The 14,474-nt window shown below is 62.6% G+C and carries 16 protein-coding genes; 10 read left to right on the plus strand and 6 right to left on the minus strand.

Annotated features, from left to right (window positions below):
• Positions 1-235: 235 nt before the first annotated feature.
• The gene (locus CHB97_RS24475; RefSeq protein WP_244559694.1) at positions 236-1,159 is read right to left on the minus strand and encodes a hydrogen peroxide-inducible genes activator; all 924 of its coding nucleotides are present in this window, start codon (positions 1,157-1,159) and stop codon (positions 236-238) included.
• Between the two features lie 145 nt (positions 1,160-1,304).
• On the opposite strand from CHB97_RS24475, the gene katG reads away from it, so the two are divergent.
• From katG to CHB97_RS24500, 5 genes are all read left to right on the plus strand, one after another.
• On the plus strand, positions 1,305-3,485 hold the full coding sequence (katG, locus tag CHB97_RS24480; protein WP_089290653.1) for a catalase/peroxidase HPI: 2,181 nt from the start codon (positions 1,305-1,307) through the stop codon (positions 3,483-3,485).
• A gap of 389 nt (positions 3,486-3,874) precedes the next feature.
• Positions 3,875-4,636 (plus strand): phage tail protein, encoded by a 762-nt coding sequence (locus CHB97_RS24485; RefSeq protein ID WP_160106238.1) that lies wholly within the window; start codon positions 3,875-3,877, stop codon positions 4,634-4,636.
• A 63-nt stretch (positions 4,637-4,699) separates the two neighbouring features.
• Positions 4,700-5,017, plus strand: a complete 318-nt coding sequence (locus CHB97_RS24490; protein WP_089290655.1) for a hypothetical protein — start codon at positions 4,700-4,702, stop codon at positions 5,015-5,017.
• A 23-nt stretch (positions 5,018-5,040) separates the two neighbouring features.
• Positions 5,041-5,607, plus strand: a complete 567-nt coding sequence (locus CHB97_RS24495; RefSeq protein ID WP_089290656.1) for a GNAT family N-acetyltransferase — start codon at positions 5,041-5,043, stop codon at positions 5,605-5,607.
• 95 nt (positions 5,608-5,702) lie between these two features.
• A complete protein-coding gene (locus CHB97_RS24500) occupies positions 5,703-6,008 on the plus strand; it encodes a hypothetical protein (RefSeq protein ID WP_089290657.1) in 306 nt (101 codons plus the stop codon).
• Positions 6,009-6,171: 163 nt separating this feature from the next.
• Here CHB97_RS24500 and CHB97_RS24505 read toward each other — a convergent pair whose 3' ends face one another.
• The gene (locus CHB97_RS24505) at positions 6,172-6,381 is read right to left on the minus strand and encodes a hypothetical protein (RefSeq protein WP_089290658.1); all 210 of its coding nucleotides are present in this window, start codon (positions 6,379-6,381) and stop codon (positions 6,172-6,174) included.
• Positions 6,374-7,054, minus strand: a complete 681-nt coding sequence (gene lipB / locus CHB97_RS24510; protein ID WP_200820114.1) for a lipoyl(octanoyl) transferase LipB — start codon at positions 7,052-7,054, stop codon at positions 6,374-6,376. Before lipB ends, CHB97_RS24505 begins: the two co-directional genes overlap by 8 nt.
• A gap of 186 nt (positions 7,055-7,240) precedes the next feature.
• Between lipB and cimA the strand changes: the two genes are divergently transcribed.
• Both cimA and CHB97_RS24520 read left to right on the plus strand, forming a co-directional pair.
• Positions 7,241-8,872: a citramalate synthase gene (gene cimA / locus CHB97_RS24515; protein WP_089290665.1), complete on the plus strand. Its 1,632-nt coding sequence runs from the start codon at positions 7,241-7,243 to the stop codon at positions 8,870-8,872.
• 45 nt (positions 8,873-8,917) lie between these two features.
• Positions 8,918-9,724, plus strand: coding sequence for an RNA methyltransferase (locus CHB97_RS24520; RefSeq protein ID WP_089290660.1), 807 nt, complete (start codon positions 8,918-8,920; stop codon positions 9,722-9,724).
• An 18-nt stretch (positions 9,725-9,742) separates the two neighbouring features.
• Here CHB97_RS24520 and CHB97_RS24525 read toward each other — a convergent pair whose 3' ends face one another.
• Together CHB97_RS24525 and CHB97_RS26560 are read right to left on the minus strand one after the other, a co-directional pair.
• The gene (locus CHB97_RS24525) at positions 9,743-10,855 is read right to left on the minus strand and encodes a hypothetical protein (RefSeq protein ID WP_089290661.1); all 1,113 of its coding nucleotides are present in this window, start codon (positions 10,853-10,855) and stop codon (positions 9,743-9,745) included.
• Positions 10,856-10,938: 83 nt separating this feature from the next.
• On the minus strand, positions 10,939-11,175 hold the full coding sequence (locus CHB97_RS26560) for a hypothetical protein (protein ID WP_160106240.1): 237 nt from the start codon (positions 11,173-11,175) through the stop codon (positions 10,939-10,941).
• Between the two features lie 173 nt (positions 11,176-11,348).
• Here CHB97_RS26560 and CHB97_RS24530 point away from each other — a divergent pair, with 173 nt between their 5' ends.
• The 3 genes from CHB97_RS24530 to CHB97_RS24540 all read left to right on the plus strand — a co-directional run bounded on the left by CHB97_RS24530 (position 11,349) and on the right by CHB97_RS24540 (position 14,057).
• The gene (locus CHB97_RS24530; protein ID WP_160106242.1) at positions 11,349-13,082 is read left to right on the plus strand and encodes a monovalent cation:proton antiporter-2 (CPA2) family protein; all 1,734 of its coding nucleotides are present in this window, start codon (positions 11,349-11,351) and stop codon (positions 13,080-13,082) included.
• Between the two features lie 129 nt (positions 13,083-13,211).
• Positions 13,212-13,553, plus strand: coding sequence for an acyl carrier protein (locus tag CHB97_RS24535; RefSeq protein WP_089290663.1), 342 nt, complete (start codon positions 13,212-13,214; stop codon positions 13,551-13,553).
• 78 nt (positions 13,554-13,631) lie between these two features.
• Positions 13,632-14,057 carry a DUF1489 family protein gene (locus CHB97_RS24540; RefSeq protein WP_089290664.1) on the plus strand — a complete coding sequence of 142 codons (426 nt, stop codon included), beginning with the start codon at positions 13,632-13,634 and terminating at the stop codon, positions 14,055-14,057.
• Positions 14,058-14,088: 31 nt separating this feature from the next.
• Here the strand turns inward: CHB97_RS24540 and CHB97_RS26720 are convergent.
• A partial coding sequence (locus CHB97_RS26720) for a hypothetical protein (protein ID WP_211098335.1) occupies positions 14,089-14,474 on the minus strand: 386 nt, incomplete at its 5' end.

A 14,474-nucleotide genomic window follows, 5' to 3' on the forward strand; every position in this document is an offset into this window, starting at 1 on the left:
CAGCTGTTTCCCAGCCGGCTTAGGCTTATACCAACCCGCCGAAAGGTTGACCTTTAGGCGTGTTGGAGGCCAGCGACTGCCGGCTCAGCACCTCATGGCGCGCAAGCCAAGGCGGCGGATGCCGCCGCCCGGCGCATGAGGGAACGCAAAATCTCCCTGGATCGGTCACGGTCAAGGGAGATTGGTACCAGGCTGAAGTGAAGAGGGAAATCAACCGGCGTTGAAATGACCAAGCTCAGGCGCCGGAGCCCGTTCGCAAAAATCCCGCCGCACACTGGCGCATGTCTTCACCGATGCGGCGGACGATGCCGCCCACGGCCTGCAGCTCCCCCACCAGCGGATGGCTGCGCCGCCAGATCATGCCGATGGTGCGGCTGGGGCGGGGGGAGGGGAGGCGGGCGAGCGCGATGCGGGCGGAACGGGTTTCCACCCCCAGCGCCATTTCCGGCACCAGGGTGATGCCGATCCCGGCCCCCACCATCTGCACCAGGGTGGAGAGCGAACTGCCCTCCATCATGTTATGCGGGGCTTCGGCGGCCGACAATTTGCAGAAGGCCAGCGCCTGCTCCCGGAAGCAATGGCCTTCTTCCAGCAGCAGCAGGCGCATTTGCCACAGCTTGTCGGCCGCCGGCACGGGCTTGCCCGCGTCGGCCGGCGGGCGCACCAGCACGAATTCCTCCTCAAACAGGGGCATTTCGTGCAGGGAGGCTTCGGAGACCGGCAGGGCGACGATGGCCGCATCCAGCCGCCCATCCATGATATCTTCCAGCAGCTTCTGGGTAATCGCCTCCCGCGGGCGCAAATCCAGCCCCGGATAGGTCTGCGCCAGTTCCGCCACCAGGGCCGGCAGCAGATAGGGGGCGACCGTGGGGATCGCACCCAGCCGCAATTGCCCCATGAAGGGTGCGCGGGCGGCCCGGATCAGATCTTCCAGCCCATCCACGCTGCGCAAAATCTCATGCACCTGGGTGGCGAAGGCCTCCCCTAAAGCTGTCAGGCGGATTTGCCGGGGCGTGCGCTCCACCAGGGGCGCGCCCACCAGATCCTCCATCTCCTTGATCTGCACCGACAGGGCGGGCTGGGAAATGGCGCATTCCTCCGCCGCCCGCCCGAAATGCCCAAGCCGGGCCAGCGCATCGAAATAACGCAGATGCTTCATGGAAAACGGGATCATAAGGTTAGCCTATCACGCCTTTAAGGTAATGCAATTATACCGCAATCGCCGACCCTGATACTTTGGCGTCCAGGGCGCCAAGGCGCCGTACGGAATCGACAAACATCAGGCTAGATCGGCGGAGGCAAGAATGGAAGGCAACAATATTACCATTGCCAGCGGCAAATGTCCCTTCATGCACGGGGGCAACACCGCCAGCAGCAGCAGTGCCACCCATTGGTGGCCCAATGCGCTCAATCTCGACATTCTGCACCAGCACGATACCAAGACCAACCCGCTGGGCCAGGGCTTCTCCTACCGCGAGGCGGTGAAGAGCCTGGATTTCGACGCGATCAAGCGCGACCTGCACGCGCTGATGACCGACAGCCAGGATTGGTGGCCGGCGGATTGGGGCCATTATGGCGGGTTGATGATCCGCATGGCCTGGCACTCCGCCGGCACCTATCGCATCGCTGATGGCCGTGGCGGTGGCGGCACTGGCAACCAGCGCTTCGCCCCGCTGAACAGCTGGCCGGATAATGTCAGCCTGGACAAGGCGCGCCGCCTGCTGTGGCCGATCAAGAAGAAGTATGGCAACAAGATCAGCTGGGCCGACCTGATGATCCTGGCCGGCACCATCGCCTATGAAAATATGGGCCTGAAGACCTTTGGCTTTGCCTTTGGCCGTGAGGATATCTGGCACCCGGAAAAAGATATTTATTGGGGCGCAGAGAAGGAATGGCTGGCCCCGTCCGACGGGCGCTATGGCAATGTTGACGAACCCGCCACCATGGAAAACCCGCTGGCGGCGGTGCAGATGGGCCTTATCTATGTCAATCCGGAAGGGGTGAACGGCAAGCCCGACCCGCTGAAGACGGCGGCCCAGGTGCGGGAAACCTTTGCCCGCATGGCGATGAATGATGAAGAGACGGTGGCCCTGACGGCCGGCGGCCATACGGTGGGCAAGGCCCATGGCAATGGCGATGCCAGCAAGCTGGGCCCCAACCCGGAAGCCGCCGACGTGACCGAACAGGGTTTCGGTTGGTCCAACCCGAACCAGAGCGGCAAGGGCCGGTTCACCGTTACGTCGGGCATCGAAGGGGCCTGGACCACGCACCCCACCCGCTGGGACAATGGCTATTTCCAGATGCTGTTCAACCATGAATGGGAATTGCGCAAGTCCCCCGCCGGGGCCTGGCAGTGGGAGCCGGTGAATATCAAGGAAGAGGATAAGCCGACCGACGTGGAAGACCCGTCGATCCGCTATAACCCGATCATGACCGATGCCGACATGGCCATGATCAAAGACCCGGCCTATCGCCAGATTTCCGAGCGCTTCTACAAAGACCCGGCCTATTTCAATGAGGTGTTCGCCCGCGCCTGGTTCAAGCTGACCCACCGCGATATGGGCCCCAAGGCCCGCTATATCGGCCCGGACGTGCCGGCCGAAGACCTGATCTGGCAAGATCCGGTGCCGGTGGGCCGCACGGATTATGATGTGGCGGCTGTGAAGGCGCAGATTGCCGCCTCTGGCCTCTCCATCGCCGAACTGGTCGCCACCGCCTGGGACAGTGCGCGCACCTTCCGGGCGTCGGACATGCGCGGCGGGGCCAATGGGGCCCGTATCCGGCTGGCCCCGCAGAAGGATTGGGAAGGCAATGAACCGGCGCGTCTGGCCAAGGTGCTGGCCGTGCTGGAACCCATCGCTGCCGCGTCGGGTGCTTCGCTGGCCGATACCATCGTGCTGGCCGGCAATGTCGGGATCGAACAGGCGGCCAAGGCGGCCAGCTTTGATATCACGGTGCCCTTCGCCCCCGGCCGGGGCGATGCCAGCGACGAGCAGACCGATGCCGACAGCTTCGCCCCGCTGGAACCGATCCATGATGGTTTCCGCAACTGGGTGAAGAAGGCCTATGCCGTCAGCCCGGAGGAGCTGTTGCTGGACCGGGCGCAGCTGATGGGTCTGACGGCGGCGGAAATGACGGTGCTGGTCGGCGGCCTGCGGGTGCTGGGTGCCAACTATGGCGGCAGCAAGGATGGCGTCTTCACCGACCGTGAAGGGGCTTTGACGAATGACTTCTTCGTCAACCTGACCGACATGGCCTATCGCTGGCAGAAGGGCGATGCCGTTACTTATGAAATCCGCGACCGCAAGACGGGGGCGGTGAAATGGACGGCCTCCCGGGTTGATCTGGTGTTCGGCTCCAACTCCGTGCTGCGCGCCTATGCGGAGCTTTATGCCCAGGACGATAATGCACAGAAATTCGTGCAGGATTTCGTCGCCGCCTGGGTGAAGGTGATGAATGCCGACCGGTTCGACCTGACGGCCTGATGCGTTGAATCATCATCGCAGGTTCTGGTGGGGCCCATCGCCCACCGGAACCTGCGATTTTTTTTGTCTTTGGGCCGGCCGGTCGGCCTACCTTTTCAAAACGGTTCACTGCTTTCGTCCGTTATCAGAACGGGCACTATGACTGGTACAGCTGTATGGATGCGCCCTTCAGGGGTGTTTGCCGGAAAAAATCGCAGCCAGATCAAATTTAGGTCATAACATAGTTCCCCCGTCGGTCAGTTTTGGTGTATATACTCCCGCTTTAGGTGTAGTACGCCTATGCGTTGATGCCCCAAATTGGGCAAACGCATTATGCCTATTCCTGTAGGCAGGAACCCGGCCGCCCCTGCCTGTCTCTATTGTGGCCTGTTTCAGAAGGATGGACACAGATGGAATATATGATGGGCTCGATCGTGCCGTGGGCCGGGAATTTCATTCCCAGGGGCTTTATGAATTGTCAAGGTCAGACTCTTGCCATTCAGCAATACAATGCCCTTTTTGCAATTATGGGAACAATCTATGGGGGTAATGGTTCAAGTACTTTTATGCTTCCTGACTTGCGGGGGCGCACCATCGTTGGTGTGAATACAAGCAATGGCGCGTTGCCCGTATTGCAGTTGGGGCATACTGCCGGCAGCCCCGTTGTTAGCGGCGTCATTAACAGCCAGGGGGCATTCACCCTTGGGATTAGTAATTTGCCGCAACACACTCATTCGGCTATATTCAAACCCACCACTGGAAACCAGATGGTGACCATGGGCCAAGGGGCCTCGACCCTGTCCGCTAGTGTGGCCATCCCGGTTGTGGACAATGCGACCGCAAGCACCACGACGCAGCAGCCGAATGCCGCCATGGCTCTGGCCAACGCCTTCACGAAAAACGGTCCAACGACCTATAATACGCAGGTTTACAGCACGGCGGCCACGACGACGACGCTGAAGCCGTTTCCTGCTGCCGTATCTGGCAGTGTCGGTGCCTTGACTGGCAGCATCACCACGGTTACGGGTGGTACCATCGAGGTGGGCGCGACGGGTGCCGGTCAGGCTGTCGTGGTCAGCTCGGCTGGTGCTTACTCCATCAACGTCACGCAGCCCAGCCTGGGATTGACGTACCTGATCGTTGTCGATGGCATCTTCCCATCGCGCGACTGAACCGAAGCAGGCCGGCCCCCTGAACAGGACCGGCCTTTTTTCATCTGGATAGAATGGCTGCACATGCTCGACATCGTAACGAGGGATATGTTTTTCCCCCACCTCGACAAAAAATGGGTCCTGGAAGATGGCGGCGGCGGATATCTCGAGTTAACCTTGGTGAAGGCGGACCCAATGCATCGGACCAAGATCGCCCTTGTCCAGCGCATGCCGTTCCTGCTGATATTTCGGGGGCCATCTGACAAGATTGCCAACGAAGGCACTTACAATCTGAGCCACCCCATTGTCGGAACGATTGAGGGGGTTAACGTGGTACCCACCATGGACCTGATGGACCCCGACTATCCCGGCGCGCGCTATTATCAGGTCATTTTCTGCTGATAGGGCAGGAGCTGGGGGATGCCATGACGGTTCAGTCGGTACCAGCCACTGCGCTGATTGATGCCTTCGCCGCCCGCGCCGGCACCGCGTTCGCAGCCCGGCTGGCGGGGCCGGCGGACCTGGACTGGCTGCAAAGCCTGTTCACAGAGTGTATGCGGGAATCCCATGCCCGCATCGTTGGTCCGGAAATCGCGGACCGGGTGACCGCCATGCTGGCCTCCCAGCAATTCGCCCTGCGTCGGCGGGCCTTTGCCAGCGACTATCCCGGTTTCACCGAACTGATCCTGCTGCGGGCAGATGGCCTGATGATCGGCGCCTTCTGCTGGATGGCTGTACTGGACGGGAATGCGCATATCGTGGATATCGCGGTCCTGCCAGATCAGCGAGTGGGATCCCCCGGGCGCCTGATGTTGCAGGCTTGGCTGGATGTGACCGACCGGCAGGGACTGACGACGAGCCTTTATGTGGAGCCGACCAACCCAGCCCGGCTCACCTATGAACGGCTGGGTTATGGTGTGACTGACCCAGCCGCCATGCCCTTGCACATGACGCGATCCGCCCAGCCATGCCCACCCTGTCAGCTTGGGTAACGGTTTTGGCCCGTCTCCACGGCGCGCAATATGTCTTGCGCGCCGTGGCAGCTGCGCCATCTTAAGGGGAAGCTTGCCAGGAAGAGAGCCGCCCCATGTCCGCCGACCCGAAGGCTGAATTGCTGCGCCAGATGCGGGCCATCCGCCGCCGCATTGATCCCAATGTGCTGGAACGGGCGGAGAAGGCTGCCCAGGCGGCGGAAGCCGCCCGCACCTTGCCGCCCGGTCATGTGCCTTATGATAAGGAAGCGGCGCGTGACGTGGTGACGTCCTTCCTGCGCAGCCGCAATGATGGCGGGAAATTCGCTATGAAGCTGATGGAAAACCTGAAAAAGCCGGAAGTGGCGGCCAAAGCCTATGGGGAGCCGCCGCCCAGAACGCCGCCGGGTCGCAAGGTTTAATGCCACCCCGCCGAAAGTTTGACCTTTCGGCGGGGTGGAGGCCGGCGACCGCCGGCCCGGCGCTCGTGCGCCGTGAGCCAAGCCTGCGGATGCGGGCGCCCGGCACCTGAGGGAACGCAAATCTCCCTGGATCGGTAACGATCAAGGGAGATTGGTATAAGGTTTAAACCCGTCCCTCCAGCAGGGCCCGGATGCGGGACAAATGCTGGCAGGCGCGGCCCAACCCAGACAGCGCCACCCCCAGCAGCAGGCCGACCAGGGCCGGCCCATAGGTTTCCGCCGTCGGGGCCACCAGCATGAACATGGAGACCAGGATGGCCGCCCCGCCGACGGCGTAAAGCACGATGGCGGTGATGGAACGGTGCTTATCCATCGGCATTCTCCGTCACAGCACAGGTCTCCCGCGCCACCGCATCGGGTCCGAACACGTCCAGGAAGGCTGCCTGCATGGCCATGTCCACCTCATCCAGGGTGACGATATGCCCCAGATCGGCCAGGGAGGTGACGCCATGTTCCTTGATGCCACAGGGGACGATGCCACCGAAATGCGTCAGGTCCGGCTCCACATTCAACGACACACCATGGAAGCTGACCCCCCGCCGGATTCGCACGCCCAAGGCGGCGATCTTGGCTTCCTGGCCCGGCCGGCCATAAGGCGCCATATCGATCCACACGCCCACCCGGCCGCAGCGGCGTTCGCCCTTCACGGCGAACTGGGACAGGGTGCGGATCAGCCATTCTTCCAGCCGCCAGACAAAATCATGCAGGTCGCCGCCGCGCGCCGCCACATCCAGCATGACATAGCCAATGCGCTGGCCCGGCCCGTGATAGGTATATTGCCCGCCGCGCCCGGCATCATAGACGGGGAACTGCGCCGTCAGCAGGTCGGCGGCCTTGGCGGAGGTGCCGGCGGTATAAAGCGGGGGATGTTCCAGCAGCCAGACGCATTCCGGCGCGGTCCCGGCGCGGATGTCGGCCACCCGCGCTTCCATAAAGGCCAACGCGTCCGGATATTCCACCGGCTGGTCGCTGATGCGCCATTCCAGCATGTTCGTCACGTCCATCCATCCCCCGGCGGTCAAGGGGTGCCGCCGCTGAAGCCCAAGATGCTCACCTGCGCCCCTATCTAGGCCAAACGACGTCGCCGACCAATGGCTATGCACGCATAACCATTGATCCGTCGGCGCGGATTTGCCATGTTCGGCAATGTCATTTCTATTTGGCCTTGTAATATGAACGAAACGAACCGCGTCTATCTCTACGATACCACCCTGCGCGACGGCGCCCAGACCTCGGGCGTGGATTTCACCGTGGCGGACAAGATTGCCATCGCGCAGGAGCTGGACGCGCTGGGCGTTGATTATGTCGAAGGCGGCTGGCCCGGTGCCAACCCCACCGACGATGCCTTTTTTGCCGAACCGCCGAAGCTGGGCCGCGCCACCTTCACCGCGTTCGGCATGACGCGCCGGCCGGGCCGCAGCGCCTCGAACGATCCCGGCCTGTCGGCACTGTTGGACAGCCCGGCGGCAGCCGTCTGCATCGTCGGCAAAAGCTGGGATTTCCATGTCGATGTCGCGTTGGGCATTCCGCGCGATGAGAATCTGACCCTGATCGCCGACAGCATCCGGGAGATCAAGGCCCGCGGCCGTGAACCCCTGTTCGATGCCGAACATTTCTTCGATGGCTACAAGGCCAATCCCGACTATGCGCTGGCTTGCGTGCAGGCCGCCTATGAGGCGGGCGCCCGCTGGGTGGTGCTGTGCGACACCAATGGCGGCACCCTGCCGGATGAGGTGGAACAGATCGTTGCCCGCGTGGCCAGCGTGATTCCCGGCAGCCATATCGGCATCCACACCCACAACGACACGGAAAACGCCGTGGCCAATTCCTTGGCCGCCGTGCGGGCCGGGGCGCGGATGATCCAGGGCACGCTGAACGGTCTGGGCGAGCGCTGCGGCAATGCCAACCTGCTCTCTCTGATCCCCACACTGACGGTGAAGATGGGGTTCGATACCGGCGTCAGCCGTGAGGGGCTGGCAAGGCTGGTCCATGTCAGCCGGATGCTGGATGAACGGCTGAACCGCACGCCCAACCGCCATGCCGCCTATGTGGGGGAGAGCGCCTTTGCCCATAAGGGCGGCCTGCATGTCTCGGCTGTGGAGAAAGACCCCAGCTCCTATGAGCATGTCGACCCGTCGCTGGTCGGCAACCGCCGCCATGTGCTGGTCTCTGACCAGGCCGGCCGCTCCAACATCCTGGCCCGCCTGCGGGAGGTGGGGGTGGAGGTCGATCCCAAGGATGAACGGATCGGCCAATTGGTCGATCTGGTGAAACGGCGGGAGTTTGAAGGCTACGCCTATGACGGGGCGGAGGCGAGCTTTGAACTGCTGGCCCGCCGAGCCCTGGGCGAAGTGCCGGATTATTTCCGCCTCGCCGCCTTCCGCGTGCTGGATGAGCGCCGCTGGAATTCAAAGGGCGATCTGGTGACCCTCTCGGAAGCCACCACCAAGGTGGAGGTGCCGTCGGCCAGCGGTGACGGCCAGCCGGTGATGACGGTGGCCGAGGGCAATGGCCCCGTCAACGCGCTGGATCAGGCGTTGCGCAAGGCCCTGATCCCCGTCTATCCGGCGCTGGAGGGGATGCGGCTGGTCGATTACAAGGTGCGCATCCTGTCTGCCCAGGATGGCAGCAAGGCGGTGACGCGGGTGCTGATCGAAACGGCGGATCGCCATGGGCAGCGCTGGGTGACCGTCGGCGTCTCGGCAAACGTCATCGATGCCAGCTTCAATGCGCTGTCGGACAGCATTACCTATTGCCTCTACCGGTCCGGTGCCGCTATCGACAAGCCTGTGGTGGCGGCCTGACAGGGGCCGCCACCTTGACACTTTGGCGTTAAGGTTGCGGGTTCCATGTCCAGCGGTACGAACAAGAAGCTGTTATCCAAGACGCAGGCCGATGGCGAGGGGCCTGCCGTCATCCTCATCCAGCCGCAGATGGGGGAGAATATCGGTGCCTGCGCCCGCGCCATGCTGAATTGCGGGCTGACCGACCTGCGTCTGGTCAGTCCGCGCGACGGCTGGCCGAATGAAAAGGCGGTGTCGGCGTCGGCCGGTGCCACCCTGGTGCTGGATAATGTGAAGCTGTTTGACAGCACAGAGGCGGCGATTGCCGATCTGCACAAGGTCTATTCCACCGCCGCCCGTGTCCGCGATCTGGTCAAGCCGGTGGTGACGGCGCGGGAGGCGGCGGCGGAAATGCGCGCCCATTGGGATGCCGGCCGCAAGATCGGCCTGATGTTCGGGCCGGAGCGTACCGGGCTGGTGAATGACGATATCACCCTGACCGACACGCTGATTTCCATCCCGCTCAATCCCGGCTTCTCCTCCCTCAATCTGGGGCAGGCGGTGCTGCTGGTGGCCTATGAATGGTGGATCGCCGGGCAGGAAGTGGAAGACCGCTATCTGCATACCGGCGCCAGCCGCCCCGCCACCAAGGCGGAAATGCAGAACCTGTTCGAACATCTGGAAGGGGAACTGGACCTGACGGGTTTCTATACCCACCCGGACAAGCGCCCTTCCATGATCCGCAATGTGCGCAATACCCTGCAGCGCTGCGCCATGACCGAACAGGAAGTTCGCACCTTCCACGGTATCCTCGCGGCCCTGTCCGGCCGCAAGAAGCAGCGCAAGCCGGGGCCGGACGACACGGAGGGCTGATCCGGGGCAGGGCTGGGATCAGCTGTTCGTTGCCGGGGCCTTGCTGTTGTTCTGCGCCTGTTGAGCCGGGGGGGCGGCTGCGCTTTCCGGCTGCGCCCCGCCCTGGGCCAGGAAGCCCGTTGCCGACAGGGTACTGCGCATTTTCATCAGCTTTTGCAGCAGATCGAACCAGAAGGGTGCCCCCATCTGCAGGGCGAAGCCGGTGATCAGCCAGCCCAGGATCAGGGTCACCCAGCCTTTCTGCCGGCCGATATCCGCAATATCCTGTCCCCAGCCGATGGGTAGCGCCCCAACATCGCGGAAGGCCTGCATGGCAGCACTCGTCTGACAACGGATCGCTGCCGCCACCGCCGCGTCATCTTCTGGCTGTCCCCCCGGACCATTGCCCTGTGGCTGGGTCACCATTGTGCAACCACTGCCGGGGGCGGCGTCCTTGCCGGCCTGCAGGGCCGCACTCAGCGTCACCTGGCGGGCAATATCATCCTGCCACAGCACCTCGGCAATATGGATGGTGTTGGCATTGACCACCACCGCCACCAGGATGCCCAGCACCAGGGTGATGCGCTGGATACGCTTGCGATACCATTCACTGACCCGCGCCATGCCCTGATCGTACCATTGGGCCAGCGCATCCTCCAAGGCCACCGCGCGCCGTTCCGCATCGGCCAGCACCAGCAGCAGGTTGTTCTTCAAGGGTCCATCCGGCAGCTTGGCGATGGTTTGCCGCGCATCCGCAAAGCTGAAACCCGGCTCCGACGGGCCCTTGGCGGATTGTGCCACGGCATCGGCGGCATTGTCGGCCTGATGCAGCACATCCAGCAGGGTAAGGGCGAAAACCCGTGGCGGAATGCTGGCGGCGGCCCCGCCGCTGGCACTGCCATTGATCAGCGGATGGGCCATCACCTTGCCCGCAATGTCGCTCAAGGAAGAAGGCGGGGTTGACACCGCTGCCGCCGGATCACCCTTGCTGCCCTGCAACAGCCAGATCACCCCGCGTTCCAGGGTGGAGGCACGCAGTTTCAACAGCCCGGCAATCGTCTCCGTCATCGCGGTGACGACGACGCTGAGCGACATATAGATCAGGATCAATCCCAGGCCGATATCGATAATACGAAAAAGATCGCCGGACATATCACCCTCTACCAAAGGAGGTGTGAATGGTAATATATCCGACGATGTAATTAAATGGTAAACCTCAATCAAAAATAACCATTTTATGGCTTGTGCGGCCGTTCCTGCTGGCTGCCGACAAACCCTTTGCGGTGCAGATGGTCGGTCGGCCGTGCCTTGGCCCATTCCACGGCCCGCAGCGTCGCCTCATCCCCCTTGGGGCTCACGGCGCGTGCGGACGGGTGGCGGGCGGCGGCCGATCGGGCCTTATCCGCCTGTCGCCATTCGCTTTCCGCCAGCCGCTCGGCATCGGCGGTCTTCTGCATCTCAGGCTTTTCCATGTGTCGTTCCTCCTGGCTTCATGTCGGAAGCGGGCGTGGGGACGCCGGTTTCCGGTTGGGAAGACGTAACCGCTCACGGGGAAACTTGTTTTCAGACCTTTCAAATCTCTCGGAAATGCAACGACTCCCTGCTAGGGATGTTCCAACCAGAGGTCACCCGGGGAGGACAAGCGTTGGACATCGCGGAAACGGCGAACCATGCCGCAGAACCTGCTGCCCATGGCGTGCCCATGATGGATGAAGGGCTGCTGTTCCTTGCCGTGGCGGTTATCTGCATCCTACTCCTTCATCGGCTGCGAATCAGCCCTGTTCTGGGCTATCTGGGGGCGGGGCTGGTGCTGGGGCCGACAGGGTTCGGCGTGGTGCGGGAGGTTGAGCCGATCCGCGCGGTGGCAGAGCTGGGCGTTGTCTTCCTGCTGTTCCTGATCGGGCTGGAATTATCGGTTGATCGCCTGCGTGCCCTGGGCCGCTGGGTGTTCGGTCTGGGCACGGCGCAATTTCTCATCACCGGGGGTGTGGTGGCGACGGTGGCGGCCGCCTTGGGCCTGTCGCCCGCAACGGCGATTCTGCTGGGGGGTGGCATGGCACTGTCGTCCACGGCGGTGGTGGTGCAGTTGCTGATCGAGCGGGGGGAGGTGGCATCGCCCACCGGCCGCACCACCTTTGCCGTGCTGCTGTTCCAGGATCTGGCGGTGGTGCCGCTGCTGCTGTTCGCCGCCGTGCTGGCGGGGCCGCCGGATCAGTCGATTCCGCTGGCCATGGCGCTGGCGCTCGGCAAGGCGGCGCTTGCCGTCGTGGTCATCCTGCTGGTGGGCCGTTTTACCATGGGGCGGCTGTTGCGCATGGTGGCCGTGACCCGCAGCACCGAACTTTTCACCGCCACCTCCCTGTTGATCGTGCTGGGCACTGGCTGGGCCACCGGGCTCGGCGGCCTGTCCATGGCGCTGGGCGCCTTTCTGGCCGGGCTGGTGCTGGCGGGGACGGAGTTTCGCCATCAGGCCGAAACCGATATGCAGCCCTTCAAAGGACTGCTGCTGGGGCTGTTCTTCCTCTCCGTCGGGCTTGGCATTGATGCGGCGGCCATCGCCGACAAGATCGGCTGGATTGTCTTGGGCGTGTTCGGCCTGATCCTCACCAAGGCATTGATCGCCGGCGGCCTCGCCCTGGCCTTCGGTGCCACGCGGGAGGTGGCGATCCGCTCCGGCCTGTTGCTGGGCGAGGTGGGGGAGTTCGCCTTCGTGGTGATCGCCACGGCGGCAGAACAAAAACTGCTGGATGGGGAACTGTCGCAGGCCCTGGTGGCCACGGTCGGTCTCTCCATTGCCGTCACACCCTTCCTGCCGGCGCTGGCTGACCGGCTGGTGCGCTGGGTTTCGCCCAACGTTGAAGGGCCGGTGCCGGAGGCCTTGGGCGAACCGCATGTGCTGATTGCCGGATTCGGCCGCGTCGGCCAGACCGTGGCGGCCCTGATGGCCCGCCAGCAGGTACCGGTGGTGGCCCTCGACCTCAATCCCGATCTGGTGCGGGAGAAGCGGCGCGAAGGGCTGCCCGTACATTATGGCGATACGGCGCGTCATGAATTGCTGAAACAGATGGGGGCCGACCATGCGCTGGCGGCGATCATCACCCTGGATGATCCGCTGGCTGCCGCCCGCACCGTGGCGGCTTTTCGGGATCATTGGCCACATCTGCGGCTGTTTGCCCGGGCACGTGACCGGGAACATGCCAGCAATCTCCTCGCCATGGGGGTGATCGCCGTGGTGCCGGAAACCTTTGAAAGCAGCCTGACCCTGGCGCGTGGGGCCTTGGAATCGCTGGGTGTTCCCAGCGGTGCTGTGGACGAGCTGGTCCAGCTTTATCGGGAAACCGACCGCAACCCACCCCATCCTTCTGGTCAGCATGGTTGAAATATGCAGGCGCAGCAAAAAAAGATTAACCCTTTGGGGTGATAGTGCGATTGTTCGTCGGCCCGGCACCCTGCCGGGCCGACTTCCTGTGTCACGCGCAAGCGTGTCGAGAAAGCGACGGGGGCAGCGTTGAGCCGGTCCATTGAGGGCGTGTCGAACTGGATGCACATGTTCCGTTGGATCGTGAAGTTGATCCGCGATGAATATGGGGTGGATGAGAAAATTCTGACCCGCACTGCCGCGCTGGAGACCGATTGCGGCCTCTCCATTGAGCAGGTGGAAGAGGTGTTGGAGATCATCTCGGAAAGTTTCGAGGTCCGCTTCCCCAACGGCACATTGGATGAAGTACTGAAGCTCGAAGAACTATGTATGCTGGCCGCATGGCTGCGGGGCCTGTTCAAGAAACCGGAATTCCTGTCGGCAGATTTTGAAGGCCGCTGCCGCTCCATGAATGCGCTTGCCGGGGCCTGAGCCCCGCGCCATATCAGCAGCCTGATCGGAACTCATCGGCGGGTGTGCAGCCCGCCTTTCCCAAGGCTGCCTGATTTCATGACTATTCATCTGCTTCGTCTGGCCGTCGGGGCCGACAGTCTGCAATCCATGCGCGACTGGCGCCAGGATCACCAGATACAATGGCAGGGTCGGCCGGTGGTGCCGACCTATACCAAACGCGCACCCACCCGTATGGCCGAGCTGCTGGATGGTGGCTGCATCTATTGGGTGGTGAAGGGCTTCATCCAGTGCCGCCAGCGCTTCATCGGTTTTGATGAGGTGCAGGATGTGGATGGTACGGCCTATTGCCGGATGCTGATGGATCCGGAACTGGTGGAAACCCTCTCCATGCCCAAGCGGCCCTTCCAGGGCTGGCGCTATCTGAAACCGGAAGAAGCACCGGCCGATCTGGCCGGTGGGGAAGGGGACGAGGCGCTCCCCGAACATCTGATGGCTGAATTGCGCGCGCTGGGTCTGGCGTAAATTTCTGAAAAAACCTGTTGCATCGGTTTTATCATGCGCCTATACAGCGCCTCCCACGAATGCAGACCGGATGGTTTGTCAAGTTGTGGGGCGGGGTGATGGTGGTTTTGGCCAGTATCACCGACGGTTCTTTGAAGGTTTCGGCCTTCGGGCAAGTGGAATGATCTATCGTGCTGTTGGGTGAGCTGTTCGCCAGACTTTGTTCTGGTGGAAGTTTTGCTTGATGGTCCATTGACCGGGTTGGTTCTGTGCTTTTTGTAGCGTTTCGGCGCTGCGGAGAAAAAAGTTTGGAACGGTGAAAAAAACGGTTGACGGGTTGGTCGGAGGTGTTTAGAAAGCGCTCCACCAACGACGGCGGCGCCGCTGCCGACGATGGATTTGCAGTCTCTGGCGGATGCGCTGGTTGACTGCGCGGCA

It is taken from the genome of Azospirillum sp. RU38E (assembly GCF_900188385.1).
GTDB lineage: Bacteria > Pseudomonadota > Alphaproteobacteria > Azospirillales > Azospirillaceae > Niveispirillum.

Excerpts from the sequence above, each read along its gene's own strand:
- CHB97_RS24540 (WP_089290664.1), top strand. The coding sequence starts at position 13,632 with ATGACTATTCATCTGCTTCGTCTGGCCGTCGGGGCCGACAGTCTGCAA.
- CHB97_RS24505 (WP_089290658.1), bottom strand. The coding sequence starts at position 6,381 with ATGGATAAGCACCGTTCCATCACCGCCATCGTGCTTTACGCCGTCGGC.
- CHB97_RS24520 (WP_089290660.1), top strand. The coding sequence starts at position 8,918 with ATGTCCAGCGGTACGAACAAGAAGCTGTTATCCAAGACGCAGGCCGAT.
- CHB97_RS24490 (WP_089290655.1), top strand. The coding sequence starts at position 4,700 with ATGCTCGACATCGTAACGAGGGATATGTTTTTCCCCCACCTCGACAAA.
- CHB97_RS26560 (WP_160106240.1), bottom strand. The coding sequence starts at position 11,175 with ATGGAAAAGCCTGAGATGCAGAAGACCGCCGATGCCGAGCGGCTGGCG.
- katG (WP_089290653.1), top strand. The coding sequence starts at position 1,305 with ATGGAAGGCAACAATATTACCATTGCCAGCGGCAAATGTCCCTTCATG.
- CHB97_RS24485 (WP_160106238.1), top strand. The coding sequence starts at position 3,875 with ATGGAATATATGATGGGCTCGATCGTGCCGTGGGCCGGGAATTTCATT.
- CHB97_RS24525 (WP_089290661.1), bottom strand. The coding sequence starts at position 10,855 with ATGTCCGGCGATCTTTTTCGTATTATCGATATCGGCCTGGGATTGATC.
- CHB97_RS24495 (WP_089290656.1), top strand. The coding sequence starts at position 5,041 with ATGACGGTTCAGTCGGTACCAGCCACTGCGCTGATTGATGCCTTCGCC.
- cimA (WP_089290665.1), top strand. The coding sequence starts at position 7,241 with ATGAACGAAACGAACCGCGTCTATCTCTACGATACCACCCTGCGCGAC.
- CHB97_RS24500 (WP_089290657.1), top strand. The coding sequence starts at position 5,703 with ATGTCCGCCGACCCGAAGGCTGAATTGCTGCGCCAGATGCGGGCCATC.
- CHB97_RS24475 (WP_244559694.1), bottom strand. The coding sequence starts at position 1,159 with ATGAAGCATCTGCGTTATTTCGATGCGCTGGCCCGGCTTGGGCATTTC.